The 19,130-nt window shown below is 73.9% G+C and carries 19 protein-coding genes; 6 read left to right on the top strand and 13 right to left on the bottom strand.

What is annotated here, in order from left to right:
* Positions 1–181: 181 nt before the first annotated feature.
* The 5 genes from E4198_RS01570 to E4198_RS01550 form a co-directional block, all read right to left on the bottom strand.
* A complete protein-coding gene (locus tag E4198_RS01570; RefSeq protein ID WP_136181537.1) occupies positions 182–412 on the bottom strand; it encodes a hypothetical protein in 231 nt (76 codons plus the stop codon).
* A 90-nt stretch (positions 413–502) separates the two neighbouring features.
* Positions 503–2,011: a cryptochrome/photolyase family protein gene (locus E4198_RS01565; RefSeq protein WP_136181536.1), complete on the bottom strand. Its 1,509-nt coding sequence runs from the start codon at positions 2,009–2,011 to the stop codon at positions 503–505.
* Positions 2,008–3,297, bottom strand: coding sequence for an NAD(P)/FAD-dependent oxidoreductase (locus tag E4198_RS01560; protein WP_136181535.1), 1,290 nt, complete (start codon positions 3,295–3,297; stop codon positions 2,008–2,010). Before E4198_RS01560 ends, E4198_RS01565 begins: the two co-directional genes overlap by 4 nt.
* 121 nt (positions 3,298–3,418) lie before the next feature.
* Entirely contained in the window at positions 3,419–4,783 is a 1,365-nt protein-coding gene (locus E4198_RS01555) for a deoxyribodipyrimidine photo-lyase (RefSeq protein ID WP_136181534.1), read from the bottom strand.
* A gap of 197 nt (positions 4,784–4,980) precedes the next feature.
* Positions 4,981–7,062 (bottom strand): MMPL family transporter, encoded by a 2,082-nt coding sequence (locus E4198_RS01550; RefSeq protein WP_136181533.1) that lies wholly within the window; start codon positions 7,060–7,062, stop codon positions 4,981–4,983.
* Positions 7,063–7,162: 100 nt separating this feature from the next.
* On the opposite strand from E4198_RS01550, the gene E4198_RS01545 reads away from it, so the two are divergent.
* Positions 7,163–7,651, top strand: coding sequence for a MarR family winged helix-turn-helix transcriptional regulator (locus tag E4198_RS01545; RefSeq protein ID WP_247597505.1), 489 nt, complete (start codon positions 7,163–7,165; stop codon positions 7,649–7,651).
* On the opposite strand, the gene E4198_RS01540 is transcribed toward E4198_RS01545, so the two are convergent.
* Both E4198_RS01540 and E4198_RS01535 read right to left on the bottom strand, forming a co-directional pair.
* Entirely contained in the window at positions 7,619–9,160 is a 1,542-nt protein-coding gene (locus tag E4198_RS01540) for an SDR family oxidoreductase (protein WP_136181532.1), read from the bottom strand. The genes E4198_RS01545 and E4198_RS01540 overlap by 33 nt on opposite strands.
* Positions 9,161–9,195: 35 nt before the next feature.
* Complete coding sequence (locus tag E4198_RS01535) at positions 9,196–10,662, bottom strand: MFS transporter (protein WP_136181531.1); 1,467 nt, start codon at positions 10,660–10,662, stop codon at positions 9,196–9,198.
* A gap of 235 nt (positions 10,663–10,897) precedes the next feature.
* Between E4198_RS01535 and E4198_RS01530 the strand changes: the two genes are divergently transcribed.
* The 4 genes from E4198_RS01530 (at position 10,898) to E4198_RS01515 (ending at position 13,898) form a co-directional block, all read left to right on the top strand.
* Positions 10,898–11,308, top strand: coding sequence for an OsmC family protein (locus tag E4198_RS01530; protein WP_136181530.1), 411 nt, complete (start codon positions 10,898–10,900; stop codon positions 11,306–11,308).
* A 107-nt stretch (positions 11,309–11,415) separates the two neighbouring features.
* The gene (locus E4198_RS01525) at positions 11,416–11,823 is read left to right on the top strand and encodes a hypothetical protein (RefSeq protein ID WP_136181529.1); all 408 of its coding nucleotides are present in this window, start codon (positions 11,416–11,418) and stop codon (positions 11,821–11,823) included.
* 245 nt (positions 11,824–12,068) lie between these two features.
* Entirely contained in the window at positions 12,069–12,278 is a 210-nt protein-coding gene (locus E4198_RS01520; protein ID WP_136181528.1) for a hypothetical protein, read from the top strand.
* 330 nt (positions 12,279–12,608) lie between these two features.
* Positions 12,609–13,898, top strand: a complete 1,290-nt coding sequence (locus E4198_RS01515; protein WP_247597504.1) for an ABC transporter substrate-binding protein — start codon at positions 12,609–12,611, stop codon at positions 13,896–13,898.
* 24 nt (positions 13,899–13,922) lie between these two features.
* Here E4198_RS01515 and E4198_RS01510 read toward each other — a convergent pair whose 3' ends face one another.
* From E4198_RS01510 to E4198_RS01485, 6 genes are all read right to left on the bottom strand, one after another.
* Positions 13,923–14,315 carry a helix-turn-helix transcriptional regulator gene (locus tag E4198_RS01510; protein WP_136181526.1) on the bottom strand — a complete coding sequence of 131 codons (393 nt, stop codon included), beginning with the start codon at positions 14,313–14,315 and terminating at the stop codon, positions 13,923–13,925.
* A gap of 163 nt (positions 14,316–14,478) precedes the next feature.
* Complete coding sequence (locus E4198_RS01505; protein ID WP_136181525.1) at positions 14,479–14,940, bottom strand: VOC family protein; 462 nt, start codon at positions 14,938–14,940, stop codon at positions 14,479–14,481.
* Positions 14,937–15,194 carry a hypothetical protein gene (locus tag E4198_RS01500; RefSeq protein WP_210732758.1) on the bottom strand — a complete coding sequence of 86 codons (258 nt, stop codon included), beginning with the start codon at positions 15,192–15,194 and terminating at the stop codon, positions 14,937–14,939. The genes E4198_RS01505 and E4198_RS01500 overlap by 4 nt, the downstream gene beginning before the upstream one ends.
* 108 nt (positions 15,195–15,302) lie before the next feature.
* The gene (locus tag E4198_RS01495; protein WP_136181524.1) at positions 15,303–16,190 is read right to left on the bottom strand and encodes a cytochrome c biogenesis protein CcdA; all 888 of its coding nucleotides are present in this window, start codon (positions 16,188–16,190) and stop codon (positions 15,303–15,305) included.
* Positions 16,191–16,202: 12 nt separating this feature from the next.
* Positions 16,203–16,793, bottom strand: a complete 591-nt coding sequence (locus tag E4198_RS01490; RefSeq protein WP_136181523.1) for a redoxin domain-containing protein — start codon at positions 16,791–16,793, stop codon at positions 16,203–16,205.
* 274 nt (positions 16,794–17,067) lie between these two features.
* Entirely contained in the window at positions 17,068–17,871 is an 804-nt protein-coding gene (locus E4198_RS01485; protein ID WP_247597503.1) for a response regulator transcription factor, read from the bottom strand.
* Between the two features lie 445 nt (positions 17,872–18,316).
* On the opposite strand from E4198_RS01485, the gene E4198_RS01480 reads away from it, so the two are divergent.
* On the top strand, positions 18,317–19,120 hold the full coding sequence (locus tag E4198_RS01480; RefSeq protein ID WP_136181522.1) for a tryptophan 2,3-dioxygenase family protein: 804 nt from the start codon (positions 18,317–18,319) through the stop codon (positions 19,118–19,120).
* Positions 19,121–19,130: the final 10 nt, after the last annotated feature.

Raw genomic sequence — 19,130 nt, 5'->3', positions numbered from 1 at the left:
GGCGGGCGGGCGGGCGGACAAGACTGTGGCGGGGCTTCTTGACCAGCTCCTATAAGGTCACAAGCGCCCGTCCGGCCGCGTGCGGTGGCTCCTCCGCACGAGCCGACGAATCGCTTAAGAGACAACCGCGAGGCGTCGGTCGGACGGTGAGTCAGACCCGTCGGAGAAGCCACCACCACAGTCAGACGTCCAGGACCGTCCCGGTCGCCGTCGCCGCGTAGCCGGTCAGTTGACGCTCGGCACGCTCCCGCGTGACGGAGGTGCCGGTGACGACGTGGTACCCGTACGCGTCCTCCAGCGCCACCGGGTTGCACGCCGTCTCCTCGGCCGGGCGCGCAGCCGTCACCAGGTGGGCCCGCCGGACCGTCTGGTTCCTGGGCCGTGCGAGGGCCGCCTCCTCGACGGGACCCACGGACGGATGTCGCAGCATCATACGTCCCCGCGAGCCGGAGGCCCCGTCCCCGCCGTGGCCGCGCGCACGCCGGAGAGCGTGAGACCGGCGTCAGGGCGGGCCGTCGCCGCCGTCGTCGGAGCGGAGAAGCTCCTCCAGGTCCGGGAGGCGTTCGAGCCCGCGCACCGGCTGCGCGGTGCGGTGGTTGCGGGCCAGGCGGTCGCGGTGGCGGTGCAGGAAGCGCCAGTAGCCGGCGGTGTACGGGCAGGCGTGTTCCCCGGTGCGGTCGCCCGGCCGGTAGGCGCACGGCCCGCACAGGTCGCTCATCCGGTCGATGTAGGCGCCGCCCGTCGTGTACGGCTTGGTCGTCATCCGCCCGCCGTCGGCGTACTGGGACATGCCGACCACGTTGGGGAGCATCACCCAGTCGTAGCCGTCGACGAAGCAGCGGTGGAACCAGTCGGTGACCTCGGCGGGGTGCCAGCCGCGCTGCAGGGCATGGCTGCCCAGCACCATCAGGCGCGGGATGTGGTGCGTCCAGCCGGTGTCCCGCACCTGGGCGAGCACGGTCGACAGGCAGCGTGCGGTGACCGCGTCCGCGTCCAGTTCCCGGAACCACTCCGGCAGCCCGCGGCGGTGGCGCAGCGCATTGCTGCGCCGGTAACCGGGTCCGAAGTGCCAGTACAGGTGCCACATGTACTCGCGCCAGCCCGCCACCTGGCGGACGTATCCCTCGACGCTGTTCAGCGGCGCGTCGCCCTCGCGCCAGGCCCGTTCGGCGCGTTCGACGCACTCGGCGGGGTCCAGCAGCCCCAGATTGAGCGACGCCGAGAGCAGACTGTGGCTCATCACCGGGTCGGCGGCGAGCATCGCGTCCTCGTGCGCGCCGAACGCGGGCAGCCGGTGCGTGACGAAGCGCCGCAGCGCCGCCAGCGCCTCCCGCCGCGTCGCGGGGAAACGGCGCGGCCCGTCGCGGCCCACGAACGCGACTTCCCCGTCCCGTTCCCAGCGGTCCAGGTCCTGCCGCACCTCTGCGTCGATCCCGTCCTCGCGCGGCCGGTACGGGCGCGGCACGTCCAGGGTCGCGGCGCCCTTCGGCGGTGGTTCCCGGTTGTCGTGGTCCAGGTTCCACCGCCCGCCCGCCGGCTCCCCGCCGTCCATCAGCAGGTCGTGGCTGCGGCGGACACGGCGGTAGAAGTCCTCCATGCGCAGCGCGCGTCCCCCGCGGCCGTCCGCCCAGCCGGCGAACTCCCCGGGCGGCACCAGGAACCCGCGCGGCTCCAGCACCCGCACCCCGCGCAGCCGCTGCACGAACGCGAGGGCGGCGTGCGAGGTGGGATGGCACACGGTCACCTCGCCGCCGGTGCCGACGGCCTCCCGCAGCCCGTCCCGGTAGGTCTCCGCCCGCACGTAGCGCACCCGGTCGCCGAGCTCGGCCGCCCGGTGACGCATCGCGGACAGCACCAGGTGCGCCTTGGCGCGGTGGAAGCGGCGGCGGCGGAAGACCGACCGGGCCTCGATCATCACCAGCGGGGCGTCCGGGTCCGGTCCGTCGGCGCCGGAGCGCAGGAAGTGCGGGCCGAGCTGGTCGCCGAACAGCCAGTGCGGGCGCGGGCTCACCGTCCGTCCTGCCCGGCACCCGCGGCCCGCCCGGCACCGGCGGTCCGGGCGTCCGCGACGACCTCCCGCGCCGCCCGGGCGCCGGACGCCATGGCGCCCTGCACCGACCCCGTGGCGCGGTGGTCGCCGCACACGTAGCGTCCCGGCCCCACCCGGCTCGGGCGGCTCAGCGGCCACGGCGGCACCATCGCGGGCAGCGCCCCCGGCACCGTACGGTCCGCCAGGTGCTCCCAGGCGGAAGTGTCGGTGTCGTACGCGTCGGCGAGGTCGGCACGCACCTCCGCCTCCCGGCCCGGCCGTTCGCCGCCCAGCACCGAGGTGGCGATCAGCGCCCGCCCCTCCGGGGCATAGCCGGCCGCCACCTCGCTCACCACGCAGGAGTTGAGGAACCGGCGGCGGCCGTCGACCAGGAGGGTGGGCTCGCGCAGCGGCGGGACGGGCGCCACGTGGTAATGGGTGGTCACGGTGCGGACCGGCGGGGTGTCGAGGCCGGGCAGCAGGTGTGCGGCGACCTCCCCACCGGTGGCCACCACCACCGCGTCCGCGGCGAGTTCACCGCCGTCGCCGAGCAGCACCCCGTCGTCCGTCAGCCCCGACACCGGGGTGTCCAGCCGCAGGCACTCCTCGGGCAGCCGGCTCGCCAGCTGCGCGGGCACGGCGCCGATGCCGCTCCGCGGCAGGCACAGCGAGCCCCGCAGCATGCTGCGCCACACCAGGTGGAAGAACCGGCTGCTGGTCTCCAGTTCGTCCTCCAGGAACACCCCGGAGAGGAAGGGCCGGAAGAACGTCTCCACGAGTTCGGCGGAGACGCCGGCCTGGGCGAGCGCGGTGACGGTGGTGCGTTCCGGGGCGGTGCGCAGCAGCCCGGCCGGGAGGACGGCGTCGCCCGCGCTGAGCGCGGCGACGGCGAGCAGGTCGCGAGCCGACATCAGCCGGCCCGGCAGCAGGTCGGCGGCGTCCCGCGGCCGCCGGGTGGGGTCGGCGAAGCGGCGCAGTGCGCCGTCCGCGGTGCGGATCAGCGCCCCGGGCGTGAAGGGGCACAGCTGGAGGTCGGCGAGCCGGAGGCGCCGCCGCACCTGAGGGTAGGAGGTGTTGAAGACCTGGAAGCCGTGGTCGACGAGGAAGCCGTCCACCCGGTCGGTGCGCATCCGGCCGCCGACCCGGTCGGCGGCCTCCAGGACCAGCACCGACAGGCCCACGGCCGTCAGGTCCGCTGCGCAGGCCAGTCCGGCGACTCCGGCGCCGACCACGATCACGTCGGTCCGGCTGCTGCGGGATGTCGGCATGGGGATCGCGCCGCCTCTCTCACGAGGGTGAAGCCGTCGGTGGGGTCATGGTCGCCCCGGCGGCCCGTCGCCGCGCGACGACGCGCCCTGGGCGGCGGCAGCGCCGCCCGGCTGCGCGTGGTCACCGGACTCCGCGTGCCCGCAGGAAGCGGTCCAGGCCCTCGCCGAGATCGACGACCGGGTCCGGGTAGTCGATCCCGGCCCGATCGAGGGCGGCCAGCTTCCACGGCGTGTGCACGGCGCCGCCGTCCACGTCCGCCAGCTCCGGCACCCAGCGCCGCACGTACGCGCCGTCGGGGTCGAACCGTTTGGCCTGCGTCAGCGGGTTGAGCACCCGGTTGGGCCGGGTGTCCGTGCCGGTGCCGGCCACCCACTGCCAGTTGAGCTGGTTGTTGGCCATGTCACCGTCCACCAGCAGCTCCAGGAAGTGGCGGGCGCCGACCCGCCAGTCGACGTACAGCGTCTTGGTGAGGAAGCTGCCGGCCAGCAGCCGCCCGCGGTTGTGCATCCAGCCCTCGTGGGCGAGCTGCCGCATCGCCGCGTCCACCACGGGGTAGCCGGTGCGGCCCTCCCGCCAGGCGTCGGCGGCTTGGTCGTCCCGGCGCCACCCGTCGTGACGGGTGCGGTAGTCCTGGCGGGCCGCCTGCGGCCGGGCGGCGAGCACCTGGTGGTGGAAGTCCCGCCAGCAGATCTGCCGCACGAACGCGTCCGCGCCCGCACCGCCGCGTTCCCTGGCCCGGTGCACCAGTTCGGTGGGGGAGAGGGTGCCGAAGTGCAGGTGCGGGGAGAGCCGTGAGGTGGCGTCGCCGACCAGGTCGTCGTGCCGGTCCTCGTACGCGTCGACGCCGTCGGAGAGCCACGTCGCGAACCGTCGCCGGCCCTCCTGCTCACCGCCGCGGGCCAGCCCCGGCGAGACACCGGAGACCGCGGACCGGGCCGGGAGCTCCCCTTCCGGCGCGCCGTCCGGGACCCGCACTCGGCGCGGCGCGCCCAGCGGTCTGCGCGGCGTGACGGTCTCCCAGCGGCGGAAGTAGGGCGTGAAGACCGCGAAGTGGTCGCGGTCCGCCGGGACCACCTCGCCGGGTGCCAGGACCGTGGTCACCGCGTCGTGCACGTGCAGGCGGCGTCCGTCGGACTCCAGCTCCGCGCGCAGCCGGTCCTCCCTCCGGTGCGCGAAGCCGCTCACGTCCGCTGCCACGTGTACGTCCCGGGCCTCCGTCTGCCGCGCGAGCCGGCACACCTCGCCGACCACGTCGCCCCGGCGCACCACCAGGCGGCCGCCGCGTTTCCTCAGGGCCTCGTCGAGGGAGGCGAGGCAGTCGGCGAGGAACGCCCGGCGGTTGGGGGCGTCGAACCCGGCCGCGCGCACGGCATCGTCGAGCACGAACAGGGGCACCGTCTCGTCGGCGCCGTCCAGGGCGGCCCGCAGCGCGGGGTTGTCGTGGACCCGGAGATCGGCGGTGAACAGGGCGATCGACACGGTCACGGGGGCATCACTCCGGTGCGGCTGCTGGCCTGGGGCGGGCGGTACGGGTCCGGTGTACGGGGGCGGGCACGGCCGCTATCGCCCTTTCCCGCCCGGAGCCGGACGCGGATGCGCCCGTCCGGGGAATCCCCCGGACGGGCGCATCCGCGCCTACCGGCACACCGCCGCCCGTGTCGCCTCGGCGGTCCCGTTCCGTGTCAGCGGCGGTGCAGGGCGCTGGGCCACCACAGCACCCGGCCGATGTCCCGCACCAGCGCGGGAACCAGTAGCGACCGCACGACGAGGGTGTCCAGCAGGACGCCGAAAGCCACGATGAACGCGATCTGCACCAGGAACGCCAGCGGGATCACCACCAGCGCGGCGAAGGTGGCGGCCAGCACCACACCGGCCGAGGTGATGACGCCGCCGGTCGCGGTGAGCCCCGTCAGCACCCCTCGTCGGGTGCCGTCGCGCAGCGCCTCCTCCCGCACCCGCGTCATCAGGAAGATGTTGTAGTCCACACCCAGCGCCACCAGGAAAACGAACCCGTACAGCGGCACGGACGCGTCGGTGCCGGTGAAGCCCAGCAGATGCTGGAAGACCAGCGCGGCGACGCCGATGGTGGCGAAGTAGTTCAGCGCCACCGTGCCCACCAGCAGCAGCGGCATCAGCAGGGACCGCAGCAGCAGCGCCAGGATCACCAGGATGATCGCCAGCACCACGGGCGTGATCACCACCCGGTCCCGCTGCGCGGTCTGCTGGGTGTCGTACTGCTGCGCGGTGTACCCGCCGACCAGCGCGTCCGCGCCGTCGACCCCGTGCACGTTCTCCCGGAGCCGCTGCACCGTCTCCTTCGCGGCGTCGCTGTCCGCGGAGTCCGTGAGCGTCGCGTCGATCATCACCCGGCCGTCGACCACCTGCGGCTGCCCGCCGCCGGGCCGGCCGGACTGCGTGACCGGGGCCGCCGCGGAGACGCCCTCGGTGCGGGTGGCCGCACCGGCGACCTCGCGGGCCGCCCCGGCGTCGGCGATGATCACCGCCGGGTTGCCGGAGCCGCCGGGGTAGTGCTCGCTCAGCACCTCCTGCGCCTCGACCGAGGGCGCGTCGTTCACGAAGATCTCGCTCAGCGGCACTCCGTCCGACTTCAGCTGCGGCGCGAACGCGGCGCAGACCAGCAGCAGGACGCCCGTGCCGGCCCAGATGCGACGCGGCGCGCGCTCGACGGCCGCGGCCACCCGGCCCCACACCCCTTCCGAACGGGTGCCCGCCGCGGCCGCCTTCGGCCGCGCCGGCCAGTAGGCGGCCCGTCCCAGCAGGGCCAGCACGGCGGGCAGGAACGTCATGGTGCTGACCACCGCGCACACGATGCCGATCGCACCGACCGGGCCCAGCGCGCTGGTGTTGGCCAGGTCGCTGAGCAGCAGCGCGAGCAGACCGAGCCCCACGGTGGCGGCGCTGGCGACGATCGCGCCCGCCGACCGGCGTACCGCGGTACGCATCGCGGCCAGCCGGTCGCGGTCGGCGCGGGCGGACAGTTCCTCCTTGTAGCGGGCGGCCAGCAGCAGGGCGTAGTCGGTGGCCGCGCCGATGACCAGGATGGAGAGGATGCCCTGCACCTGGCCGTCCACGCGCACCAGATCCCGTTCCGCGAGCTGGTACACGAGCGCGGAGGCGAGGGACAGCGCCAGCACGGAGCTGATGATGACCACGAGCGGCAGCAGCACGCTGCGGTAGACCAGCAGCAGGATCAGCAGCACCACGCCGAGTGCGACCAGGACCAGCAGGCTGTCGATGCCGGCGAACGCGTCCGAGAGGTCGGCCTGCGTCGCGGCCGGCCCGGCGATGTGTGAGGCGGTGCCGGGCACGTCGGCCGCCGCCTCGTGGATTCGGTCGACGGTCTCCCCGAGCTGCTCGCCCAGATCGGAGCGCAGCTGCACGACGCCCTGGAGCGCGGCGCCGTCCTCGGCCGGGATGACCGGCGACGCCTGCCCGGTGACGCCGGGAACGTCGGCGAGCGACCGCAGCGACTCGGCGGCCGCGGCCCGCTGCTCGCCGGAGACGGAGCCGTCGTCGGACGTCCAGACCACGACCGCGGGGATCGTCTGCTCGTCGCGGAAGGCGTCCTGGGCGTTCAGCACCTTCGTCGACTCGGCGCTCTGCGGCAGGAACGTGGACTGGTCGTTGGTGGAGACCTCGCCCAGCTTTCCCGCGTACGGGCCGACGACGCCGCCGAGGCCGAGCCAGGCGACGAGTAGCAGGGCGGGAACGAGCCATCGCAGGGCTCGGGGGGCAGGGGGCATCACAGGTCCTCGGTGGTTCGTCGAACGGTGCCCGGGCCGCCGGAACGAGCCCGCGAGCGCCAAAGTATCTCAATTATTGAGTTAATTTTATCCTGGGGGTGTGCCAGCACCCTCAGCCCCCGGTTCCCCGCCACCCGACCTGCAGGCGTTCGCGGTCCGGCTGCGCCGGATGAACGCCGAGTTCAACCGCATCGCGCAGGAGTTCGCCCGCGCCCACGGCCTGCACCACACCGACGTGCAGGCACTGGTGGCCGTCCTGGACGGCGACGGTGAGGGCGGGGCCCTCACCCCCGGACGGCTGCGGGAACACCTCAACCTCACCTCCGGCGCGGTCAGCGCGTGCCTCAACCGGCTGGAGGCCGCGGGCCACATCCAGCGCGTCCGCGACCCCGACGACGGCCGCGTGGTCCACCTCCACTACGCCGCCGCCGGACGCGCCGTCGCCCGCGCGTACTTCCGCCCCCTCGCCGAGGGCACCGACGCCGCCCGACGCCACTTCACCGACGACGAACTGCGTACCGTGCTGCGTTTCCTGGACGCCATGAGCGACGAGCTGTCAGCGGTACGGAGCACCCCCTCCGACCCCTAGCGGCGGCCCCGCCCCCGGCGGAGCGTCCTTGGCCGCCCGCGCGATGTTGCGCGTCATGCCGCCGAACACCGGCCCGTGGAACGGCGCGATCGCCCACCAGTACGCGTGCCCGGCCAGCCCGCGCGGATGGAACACCGCGCGCTGCGCGTACACCGTCCGGCCCTCCCGGTCCCGCGCCACCCGCAGCTCCAGCCACGCCAGGCCCGGCAGCCGCATCTCCGCGCGCAGTCGCAGCAGCCGGCCCGGCTCGACCTCCTCCACCCGCCAGAAGTCCAACGAGTCGCCGACGCGCAGCCGGTGCGGGTCGCGCCTTCCGCGGCGCAGTCCGACGCCGCCCAGGAACCGGTCCAGCCGGCCGCGCACCGCCCACGCGAGCGGGAACGAGTACCAGCCGTTGTCTCCGCCGATGCCCTCGATCACCCGCCACAGCGCCTCCGGCGAAGCCTCCACCCGCCGGGCCCGCCGGTCGGTGTAAAGGCTTCCGCCCGCCCAGTCCGGGTCGGTGGGCAGCGGATCGCTGGGCGCCCCGGGCACCGATGCCGAGGACCAGCGGGTGGCGACCTCGGCGTCCTTGATGCGCTGCAGCGCCAGACGCAAGGCCCGATCGAAGCCGAGGCGCCCGCCGGGCGGGTCCGGCACGTACCGGCTGAGGTCGTCCTCCCGGCACACCACTTCGTGCCGCAGCGACTCCGCCAGCGGGCGGGCGATCTGCGCCGGCACCGGCGTGACCAGGCCGACCCAGTGGCTGGACAGCCGCGGCGTCAGCACGGGCACCGGCACGATGACCCGCCGCGGCAGCCCGGCCACCTCCGCGTAACGCCGCATCATGTCCCGGTAGGTGAGCACGTCCGGGCCGCCCACGTCGAACCCGCGGCTGACGTCGGCCGGCAGCCGCGCGCAGCCGACCAGGCACCGCAGCACGTCCCGTACGGCGATGGGCTGGATCGGCGTCCGCACCCAGCTCGGGGTGACCATCGCGGGCAGCCGTTCGGTGAGGTACCGCAGCATTTCGAACGACGCCGACCCCGAGCCGATCACCACGGCCGCCCGCAGCACGGCCGTCGGCACCCCCGACTCCAGCAGGATGCGTCCCACCTCCGTCCGCGACCGCAGGTGCGGGGAGAGTTCGCTCTCCGGCACGCCCCGCGGGGTCAGCCCGCCGAGATAGATGATCCGGCGGACCCCGGCCCGCCGCGCCTCGGCCGCGAACACCCGCGCCGCGTGCCGGTCGGTCTCCTCGAAGTCGGGCCCGGTGCCCAACGCGTGCACCAGGTAGTAGGCGACGTCCACGTCCCGCATCGCCGGGCGCACCTGCTCCGCCTGGGTCACGTCGCCCTCCGCCGCCTCGATCCGGCCGGCCCACGGATGGTCGCGCAGTTTGTCCGGCGTCCGGACCAGGCAGCGCACCTCGTGCCCCGCCTCCAGCAGCTCCGGCACCAGCCGCCCGCCGATGTAGCCGCCCGCCCCCGTGACCAGGCAGCGCAGCGGCCCCTCGTTCTCCTCCGACACCCTGACTCCTCCCGTCCACGGTGACTACTCCACCCTCACACTTCGCGCGCCGGCCCGCCGCCGGATGCGGCCGCACGGTGCCGCACGCGCAGGTCCGCCACCGCGACTCCCAGGGCGCACAGCACGAACGCCAGGGACACCGCCACGCTGTACCGGAACGCCGTCGGCCAGTCGTTCCCGGAAGCGGCGAGCCGGGAGAAGAACACGCTGCCGGTGGCCGCGATGCCCGCGGCCGACCCGAGCCGCTGCCCCGTCTGCAGCACGCCGCCCGCGCTGCCGCCCTGCGCCGGCGGCACGGCCGACAGGGTGAGCGTCTGGTTCGGTGCGATCACGGCGCCGCCGCCCAGCCCCGCCAGCAGCAGCGGCGCCGCGAGCGCCCAGCCCGCCGCCCGCCCCGGTACAGCCGACACCGCGACGATCACCAGCGCCAGACCCGCGGCCACCACCGTCAGCGCCGCCACGACCAGCGCCCGGCCGTACCGTGCCACCAGCCGGCCGCTGACCGCGGCCGCGACACCGGAGCCGACCGCAAACGGCACGGTGGTCAGGCCGGCCGCCAGCGCGCTGTAGCCCAACCCCGCCTGGAGGTAGAGGGTGAGGACGAAGAAGATCGACGTGAAGCCCGCGAAGTAGGCCAGCATCAGCACCGACCCGAAGGCGTAGGAACGCAGCCCGAACAGCCTCAGGTCCACCAGCGGCTGCGCCCGGCGGGCGTGCCGCCGCTCCCACAGCACGAAGCAGGCCAGAACGACCCCTGCGGCCGGGAACATCAGCCACGTGCCGGGCCCCGTCCACTGCCGTCCCTGCACCAGCGGGAGCAGCAGCAGCGCCACCCCGGTCCCCAGCAGCACCACCCCGGCCGGGTCCAGGTCCCGCGCGCACGGCCGGATGTGGCGCTCGGGACCGGGCAGCAGCCGCGCGGCCAGCAGCAGTGCCGCCAGGCACACCGGCAGGTTCACGAAGAAGATCCACCGCCAGCCGTGCACGGCGCCGAACAGCTCGATGATCACCCCGCCGAGTACCGGCCCCACCGCCGTCGACAGGCCGATCACCGCCCCGAAGAGCCCGAACGCCCGACCCCGCTCCGCCCCCCGGAACAGCTGCTGGATCAGCGCCGACACCTGCGGGGAGACCAGCCCGCCCGCCAGGCCCTGGAAGAGCCGGGCGAGCACCAGCCACAGCGCGTTCTGCGCCGTGCCGCACAGCACGCTGGCCGCTGCGAACAGCGACAGCCCCGTCATGAACAGCAGCCGCCGCCCCCGCGCGTCGCCCAGCCGCCCCGCCGGGACCAGCAGCAGCCCGAACGACAGGGCGTAACCGGCCACCACCCACTGGATGTCGCCCGCCGTCGCTCCCAGGCCGCGCCGGATCGACGGCAGTGCCACGTTGACGATCGACACGTCCAGCAACGTGATGAACCCGGCCAGCAGGCACACCCCGAGCGCCTTCCAGCGCCGCGGGTCGGGCACGTAGGCGCCGGGGGACGTCTCGGATCCGCTCACCAGATGTCCCTTCCCGACGTCCGTTCGGCCCCGGCGGCCCCGACGCTCCCCGCCCCGACCGGCATGCGGGGTCTCGGAGCTGCGGAGACCGAGGTACCCGCAGGACGGACCTTCACGCGGCCCTCCCGCCCGCGCCGGCCCGCCGCCCCCCTCGGCTCCCGCCGGTCGGGTGGACGTGACGGCCCGACGCGCGAGGCACCCGCGCGGAAGCCGCCGGGACGGGGAGTGTGCGGGCATGCCCTCGCCGGACCGCACCCTCTACACCACCACGGCTCGCTCCAGCCACGGACCGGACCAGGTCCGCATCGACGGCTCCGGGCACAAGACCGTGCCCGTCGTGACCCCGCCCGCGACCGGCTCGCGGACGGCGGACGGCTGGTCGCCGGAGGACCTGTACGCCGCCGCCGTGGCCACCTGTCTTCATCAGGCGATCACCGTGGTCGGTGGTGAACTGCGAGCCGACCTCACCGGCAGCGAGGTGTCCGTCCAGGTCGACCTGGAGCATTCCGGGAACCTGCGCTACGGCCTCACCGCCCGCGTGTCCGTGGACCTCCCGGGCGTGGCCGACGGCACCCGCACCACCCTGCTGGAGGAGGCCATGCGCGTCTTCCCCCTCTCCGCTCACGTCCGCGTCGCCTCGTCGTGAGGCCTCCCGCTGCGCGTGCGGCGTCGCGTTGCCGCCGTGCGCGACCGCCCGGAGACTCGGGAGGGAACCGCGCCGGACGACCGGCGCCCGACGAGAGAGGACCCGGCATGGACGCCGACGCCGCGCCCGTGCGCAAGGCGGCCCTGCTGTGGGCGCTCGGCCGGGTGGGCCTGGGGGTCACGGCGCTGCTCGCGCCCCGCCCGCTGCTCGCTCCCTGGCTCGGGCCCTCGGTCCTCCGCACCACCGCCGAGGTGACCGGGCGGGCCCTCGGCGGCCGCGACCTGGTGCTGGGCACGGGCGCGGCGTGGATGCTCGCCCAGGGCGGCGACGCCCGGCCGTGGGTCCTCGGCTGCGCCGCCGCCGACACCGCCGACGCGGCCGCCACCCTGCTGGCCCGCAGGCGCCTGCCCGTCGCCGGCCGACGGCTGGTCACCGTCGCGGCAGCCGGGTCGGCACTGACCGGCGCCGTCCTCTGTCTCCTGCTGCCACGGGTCAGCGCTTCCCCGCGGGTTTGAGGGAACCGGTGACGAGGCGGTGCGCCGTCACCGGCCCGGCTCCGCGCACCGGCAGGGCGCACGTCGACCGGCACGCCCCCTTCCCCATGCCGTACGCCCGTCCCGAGCCCCCGCGCGCCCTGCGCTCCCGGCGGCGAACAGCCCCGTTCCGGTGAATACCGGGCATAAGCGCCCGACCGGCTCCCTGTCGTCGCTACAACGAGAAGCGGAGCCATCCGCTGCCTCGTGAAGGGAGAACCGGCCAGGTGTTGACGATCAACGTGGCGGTCCTGCTCACCGTCGTCGTCCTTCTGCGGCTGCGCCGCCGCACCGAGCCCCGGACCCGGTTCGACGAGACGTTCGGCGTGGTCCTCGTGCTGGTGCTGGGTGTCCTGCTCGCCCCTACGTCCTTCGGTCAGTGGGTCCTCGACCTCGTCGGGCAGCTGGCCCACGGCATCACCCGGGCCAGCGGGTAGTCCGGTCACCCTCCCACCGTCACCCGGGTCCGGCCCTTACCGTGAAGTACGCCCGCCAGGTGTGCAGGAAATGCGAGAGCCTGGCAATTCCCCCTGGGTTTGCGATTCCGGTCCTCACCGCCCTCCCCATCGGCAGGCCCCGGCACGCATGCTGTGTACGGCCTGTCCAGGGGGTGCCACGCCTGTCGGCTCAGGGAGGACGACATGTCGCCATCAGAGGTAACCGTCGTGACGACCCGTGCGCCGGCGCCCGCGCCCCGCGCCGGGCGGGGGCGGACACGGGGGACACGTCGGCGCCGTTTCCGGCACGCCGGGGCCGGGACGGCCGCCGTGCTCGCCCTCTGCCTCACCGTCGCCTGCGGTGGCGGCGACAGCGGCGACGGCGACGCCGTCACCGAGCTGCCCGACCTGACGGGCAAGACCGTTCAGGTCGCCGCGGTGTGGACCGGCTCTGAGCAGCAGAACTTCAAGAAGGCGCTGAAGGAGTTCGAGGAGCGCACCGGCGCCGAGGTCGAGTTCGTGCCGACCGGCGACAACGTCTCCTCCTTCCTCAGCTCCCGGATCGAGGACGGTGCCCCGCCGGACGTCGCGATGCTCCCGCAGGTCGGCGTCCTCCAGCAGTTCGCCGAGAAGGGCTGGCTGAAACCGGTCGACGACGCCACCTACCGCCAGATGCTGATGAACCTGGAGACGGGCTGGCACGACCTCGGCGCGCACGAAGGCACCACCTACGGCGTTTACTTCAAGGCCGCGAACAAGTCGCTGGTCTGGTACAACACCGCGGCCTTCGAGAAGGCCGGCGCGAGCGAACCGAAGACCTGGAAGGACTTCCTGGACACCGCGCAGCGCCTCGCCGACTCCGGTGTCGATCCCGTCTCCGTCGGCGGCGCCGACGGCTGGACCCTGACCGACTGGTTCGAGAACATCTACCTCTCGCAAGCCGGCCCCGACACGTACGACAGACTCGCCGCCCACGAGATCCCGTGGACGGACCCCTCGGTGGAGAAGGCCCTCACCACCCTCGGCGACCTGTTCGGGGAGGAGCAGCTGCTGGCCGGCGGCAACGACGGCGCACGGGCCACCGCCTTCCCCGAGTCCGTCACCAAGACCTTCGCCGACCTGGATGACCCCGAGGCCGCCATGGTCTACGAGGGCGACTTCGTCGGCGTCAACATCACGAACGACACCGACGCCGAACTCGGCACCGACGCCAAGCTCTTCCCCTTCCCCGCCGTCGGTGGCGGCCAGCCCCCCGTGGTGACCGGCGGCGACGCCGCCGTCGCGCTGAAGCACTCCCCGGGGGCGCACGCCATGATGACCTTCCTCGCCTCCGAGGACGCCGCACGCATCATGGCCGAGCAGGGCGGTTTCCTCTCCCCGAACAAGAGCCTCGACACCGCCACCTACCCCAGCGACCTCCAGCGCGAGATCGCCAAGGCACTCCTCGACGCCGGGAGCACCTTCCGCTTCGACATGTCCGACCAGGCACCCGCGGCCTTCGGCGGCACCAAGGGCGAAGGCGAATGGAAGGCCCTCCAGGACTTCCTCGACAACCCGGACGACGTCGCCGGCGCCATGCTGGCACTGGAGGACTCCGCCGCGAAGGCCTTCGACGACTGATCCGCCGGCCGGCTGCGTGCGGCCTCACGGCTCGTCGTGGCCCCGGCTCCCCGCGCCCTCCGAGCCGTGCCCGGACGGGCGCGGGACGAGCAGCCAGCCCGTCTCCCGTGCCGCCCGTACCGCGTCGGTCTTGTTCCGCGCCCCGAGCCTGCGGATGCCGGGGTTCAGGTAGTTGCGGATCGTCCCGGGCGCCAGGTGCAGCGCGGCCGCCGTCTCGGCCACCGGTGCGCCGGCGGCGGCGTGCCGCAGCGCCTGGAGCTCGCGCCGGGTGATCGGCATCCGCGCCGCGCCGGCCAGCCCCTGCCGCACCTCCTCGGCGGCGTGCCGCCGCCCGCCGGAGTGGGGCGCGGCCTCAGCGACCCGCCGTCCTCCGCGGACCACTGCGGATCCGCCTCCGTCGGCCGACCGTCTGCTCATCGCCTGCGCTCCCCACTGGTGGCCCGGGCACGCCGGTCTGTCCGGGCTCTCACCGGTGCTTCGGAGCCGTAGCCCCTCCGGGCGGATCGCAGTCCGCACGCACGGCGCCGGTCGCAAGCCGTGCCCGCGCCCCCGCTTCCTTGGCCCGCGGGCGGGGGGACCGTCAGTCGAGGCAGAACTCGTTGCCCTCCGGGTCGGTCATCACGATGAAGCCTTCGCTCATCGGGGGAGCGGGTTCATCCCGCCTCACCCGCGCCGCCCCCAGCGCCACGAGCCGCGCGCACTCCGCCTCCAGCGCGGCCATGCGCTCCTCGCCCTGCAGACCCGGTGCGGCACGGACGTCGAGGTGTACACGGTTCTTGGCGACCTTGTCCTCCGGCACCTGCTGGAAGAACAGCCGCGGCCCGCGCCCGTCCGGGGCCTCGACCGCGGACCGGGTGTTGCGCTGGTCCTCCGGCACGCCGATCCGCGCGAGGAAGTCGTCCCACGCCGCCAGCGGGTCGGCCCCCTCGGGCAGTTCGACTCCGGGCGGACCGGGATGGACGTAGCCCAGCGCGTCGCGCCAGAAGGTGGACAGGGCCCGCGGGTCGTGGGCGTCGAAGGCGACCTGGATGTCGCGGCTCATCGGTCGGCTCCGTTCGTCGTGAACGGCGCCGGATCCGGCTCGGGAAAGGCGAAGTCGATGGTGAAGTCCCGGCCGCCTGCCTGCACGGGTGCCATGGAGGTGCCGCGCGGCCGCACGTTCCAGGCGTCGGGCACCGGCGACCAGAAGTACTCCTCGTCGGTGAGTCCCTGCAGCCTGGGGCGCACGTGCTGCGTCCAGTGCCCCTCCCACTGCTCACGCAGCGCAAGGTTCCAGTCGAGTAGGTTCGTGTCCATGCGGCCACCGTGCCACCCCTCGCGGACAGATTTGGTCCGCAGTTCGAGGGTGTTCCGGCAGTCCACCCCGTTGCTCCGGGGTGACGTCGACGGCCGGCCCGCTCCGGCTCAGACCGGGCGCTCGGGCGCCCCGGGCTCGTCCGCGCGGACGCGCCGGCCCGTGCGCCCACGGCGGCGGATCAGCAGCGTTACGAGAAGCAGGAGCGCGACGAGGGCGGCGATCACGGCGGGCCCGGCAGCGTCCAGGGCGTCCGCGAGGGCGCGCTGGACGGCGCCGGCCGTGTCGATCACGGGATCCGCGGTGGCGGGGTCGTCCTGAACACGGAGCTCGTACCAGCCGTAGTGGGCGACGTAGGCGCCGACGAGGAGGAGCAGCGCTCCTCCGAGGCGCGGGGCGATCGCGCCGAGGCGCCGCAGGCGAGGGACAGCCGTGCTGCGGGTGAGAGCGACGGCCAGCGACGCGGCGCCGACCACCAGGCCCATGCCCGCGGCGTAGGCGACGAACAGCACCATGCCGCCGGCGGCCGAGCCGCTGCGGAAGGCCGAGACGACGATCGCGAGGAACGGGGCGATGGTGCAGCCGAGGGAGGCGGTGGCGTACGCCGCACCGAACAGCGCCATCGAGGGAAGGGAGCGCGTCACCTTCGGTGCGCGCTTCAGCTGCGGAGTCATGCCGGGCAGCCGCCGGCCGGCGAGCACCCGGACTCCGGCGGCGGCCAGCAGCGCACCGAAGACGAGGGTGAACCAGGGCAGGTGCTGTTGGACCTGCCCGGCGACGGGCTGGACGGCCAGACCGAACACGCCGAAGAGTGCGGCGAATCCGACGGTCATCGCGGCGGTGGCGGTCAGGGCCCGGCCGACGGCGACGGATCGGCCGGGCGAGTCGTCACCGAGGACGAGCAGGGAGAGGTAGGCGGGGAGCAGAGCGAAGCCGCACGGGTTGACGGCGGCAAGCATGCCGGCGCCGAGCGCGAGCGCGAGGGGAAGGTCGGCCATGGCAGGTGCCGCTCAGCCGGTGAGCCCGGCGACCTTGCCGGCCAGTCCCTCGCCACCCGGCAGGACACCTTCGTAGACGGTCTCGCCGGTCTCGTCGAGCAGGACGTAACGGCTCTGCTCGGTGACGCCGAACCGCTTCCACACCTCGCCCTTCTCGTCGGACAGGTGCGGGAACGATCCGGTGCCTGTGTCGGTGACGAAGCCCTTCATCGCCGTGTTGGAGTCGAGACCGGCGACTCCCACGACGTTGACCTCGTCCCGGTGGTCGGCGGCGACCTCGGCCGTCTCGGCCGCCTGGGCCTTGCACTTGGGGCACCACGGAGCCCAGAACCACAGCACGGTCGGCTTGCCGGCGAGCGTCGTGGCGTCGAAGGGCCTGCCGTCCACGGTGGTCGCGGTGAAGTCGAGCACCTCGGGCACCTCGGAACCGCCGGTTTCCGTGCCGCTCCCCTCGGGGTCCGCGGGCTGCCCGGCGGGGGAGGACGACGCCGACGGGGAGACCGTGCCCGCATCGTCGGCGGTGCCGGAGCCGCTCGAGCCGCACCCGGTCAGGGCGAGCAGGACGGCGGCGACGGAGGCCGGAAGGGCTGTGCGGGCGCGCATGGCGACTCCTGGGGAGAGGGAATGCACACCAGACTAGATCGATCCCCCGGGCGTGGACGAAGCCCTGCCCTTACGGTTCGGTGACGCCCACCGGCCGACCCGCCGCGTCCGGGCGCCGCCGCGATCCGCTCCTGCCCACGTCCCGCGGCACGCTTGCGGAGCCTTCGCCGCACGCCGCGGCCGGGAAGGAGTCCGCACTGCGGGTCGACGCAGCGCTGCTGACCGCCCTCGAGTCCGCCGAGGACGGACGTGGGCCCTCACGACCCTCTGCGTGCTAGGGCTCCGTCGCTGAGGGCTTTCCCGAACGTGGTGGGCGCGGGTGGGACCCGCGCGTCGCGGCCGGCACGATCGCCGCTCCGGAGCCGTGATCGACAGCCGCTTCACGCGAGGGAGCCGAGCAGGTAGCCGCAGGTCGTGTCCCCTGCTCGAGGGTGGACTCCGGACCGCGGCGGTTGGAGCCCGGCCCGTCGACCAGTCCGTCGCGGAGCGCGAGGGCCACCGCCAGTGTCCGATTGGGGCAGTTGAGCTTGGCGATGACGTTGGCGACGTGCCGCTTCGCCCCGTGCGGCGAGATGCGCAGTGCTCGGGCTATCTGCTTGTTGCTGAGCCCCTCGGCGAGAAGGTTCAGGGCCTCCCGCTCGCGCGGCGTGAGGAAATACGGGCGCTCCGCGCGGGGTGACGCGACCGAACCCTCTCGCATGCGGCCCAGCAGCCACCGGGACAGCGTCACCGGCAGCGGCATCTCACCACCTTCGAGGCGACGCAGCGCGTCACCGAGGGCAGGGACGCTCAGTTCGTCGGCGAGGAGGAAACCGTCGGCCGGCACCTCCGACGCGAGCGCCAGCTGCTGTTCGTCCGAGCTCTCCAGCAGCGCGAGCACCAGAGTCCGGCGTTCACGGCAGGCCGACGCCAAGTCCAGGACCTCCTCGGTCGCCGCGCACGGGCAGATGAGCACATCGACCCCCTCCGCGACGAGCCGGTGTCCGGCCCGGAAGGTGTCCGTGAGCACGGTGACGTCAAGGGCGACATCGGTGAGCATCGCCTCGAGCCCGCACCGCACCACCTCGTGCGGATGCACCACGCACACCCGCAGGCCGCGTGCACCAGAGCCGCAGGTGCTCCTCGGCCGCGTCGGCTTCCGGGGCGGCTCCGACCGCGGGCGGGGTATCGCTCCCAGGAGCGACGCCGGGGACGCGGCCCGTGAAGGCTTGTCGTAACCATGCATGACGATCCTCTCCCTCGTGCTCCGGACAATCTGCGCTCGCCGGTGTTCCCCGGCAGAGCCGGGCGGGCGTCGGACGAGAACTGCGGGCGCAGGAACGCACGTGCGCCGGCCCTCGCGTTCGACGGACCTGGGAAGGCCCCGCCGTGCGGGGCGCCCCGCTGCCCGGGTGCCGGAGCGGGACGGGGTGGTCATCCGGGCAGGTCGCCCGACCGGGCGGGAGGCGGTTGTCCCCGGGCCGGTAGCGCTCCGATGCTGAGAGCCGTTCGCCGAACTCGGAGAGACCAGCGAAGGAGCGTCGATGAACGGCTCGAACGCCGGCCCGGAGACCGTGGACTCGCCCAGCAGGTGCCCGGTGGCGGGCCGGACCCCGGCTGAGGACGGGAGCAGCCCGTCCTACGGAGACCTGCTGCGCCTGGACGACCTCCTCGGGCTTCCGCCGAGGTACACCGACCTGCACGACGAGGAACTCTTCTACGTCGCGCACATGGTGTACGAACTGTGGTTCAAGATCGTGCTGGACGAGCTGGAGCGCACCCGCGACGCGCTGTTCGCCGACGACGCTCCAGATGCGCTGTACTCGCTGCGGCGAGTCGGCGTCATCGAGCGGGTGCTCGCGGGGCAGGTCGACGTGCTCCGGACGATCAGCCCGGGTAGCTTCGCGTTGCTTCGGCCGTCGCTGTACCAGGCGAGTGGTATCCAGTCGGTGCAGTTCAGGGAGATCGAGTTCCTTTCCGGGCTCAAGGACAGCCGGTACGTGGAGCGAGGCGACCTCGACGCCGCCGAGCGCACCCGGCTCCGTCGCCGCATGGCCGAACCGACCTTGTACGAGGCATTCCTGACGCTGTGCGAGAAGCGCGGGGAGCCCGACCTCACGGAGCTGTTGCGGGCCGAGACACCGGCCTCCGACGTGCTCGCCGTGGCCGAGGCGCTGCTGGACCACGACGAACTCTTCAGCACGTGGCGAGCCCGGCACGTACTGATGGTGGAACGCGTCATCGGCGCGAAGGCCGGGACAGGAGGGTCCAGCGGTGCGCAGTATCTGCGCTCGACCCTGGAGAAGCGGTTCTTCCCCGAGCTGTGGGAACTGCGTACCCGGCTGTGATCCCACGGCA

The organism is Streptomyces sp. RKND-216, assembly GCF_004795255.1.
In the GTDB taxonomy this organism is placed as follows: domain Bacteria; phylum Actinomycetota; class Actinomycetes; order Streptomycetales; family Streptomycetaceae; genus Streptomyces; species Streptomyces hazeniae.
Note: the sequence above shows the minus strand (reverse complement) of the source record. Positions and strands in the feature narration are given on the sequence as shown.

Excerpts from the sequence above, each read along its gene's own strand:
- E4198_RS01500 (WP_210732758.1), bottom strand. The coding sequence starts at position 15,194 with ATGGACACGAACCTACTCGACTGGAACCTTGCGCTGCGTGAGCAGTGG.
- E4198_RS01510 (WP_136181526.1), bottom strand. The coding sequence starts at position 14,315 with ATGAGCAGACGGTCGGCCGACGGAGGCGGATCCGCAGTGGTCCGCGGA.
- E4198_RS01560 (WP_136181535.1), bottom strand. The coding sequence starts at position 3,297 with ATGCCGACATCCCGCAGCAGCCGGACCGACGTGATCGTGGTCGGCGCC.
- E4198_RS01505 (WP_136181525.1), bottom strand. The coding sequence starts at position 14,940 with ATGAGCCGCGACATCCAGGTCGCCTTCGACGCCCACGACCCGCGGGCC.
- E4198_RS01530 (WP_136181530.1), top strand. The coding sequence starts at position 10,898 with ATGCCCTCGCCGGACCGCACCCTCTACACCACCACGGCTCGCTCCAGC.
- E4198_RS01550 (WP_136181533.1), bottom strand. The coding sequence starts at position 7,062 with ATGCCCCCTGCCCCCCGAGCCCTGCGATGGCTCGTTCCCGCCCTGCTA.
- E4198_RS01525 (WP_136181529.1), top strand. The coding sequence starts at position 11,416 with ATGGACGCCGACGCCGCGCCCGTGCGCAAGGCGGCCCTGCTGTGGGCG.
- E4198_RS01480 (WP_136181522.1), top strand. The coding sequence starts at position 18,317 with ATGAACGGCTCGAACGCCGGCCCGGAGACCGTGGACTCGCCCAGCAGG.
- E4198_RS01495 (WP_136181524.1), bottom strand. The coding sequence starts at position 16,190 with ATGGCCGACCTTCCCCTCGCGCTCGCGCTCGGCGCCGGCATGCTTGCC.
- E4198_RS01490 (WP_136181523.1), bottom strand. The coding sequence starts at position 16,793 with ATGCGCGCCCGCACAGCCCTTCCGGCCTCCGTCGCCGCCGTCCTGCTC.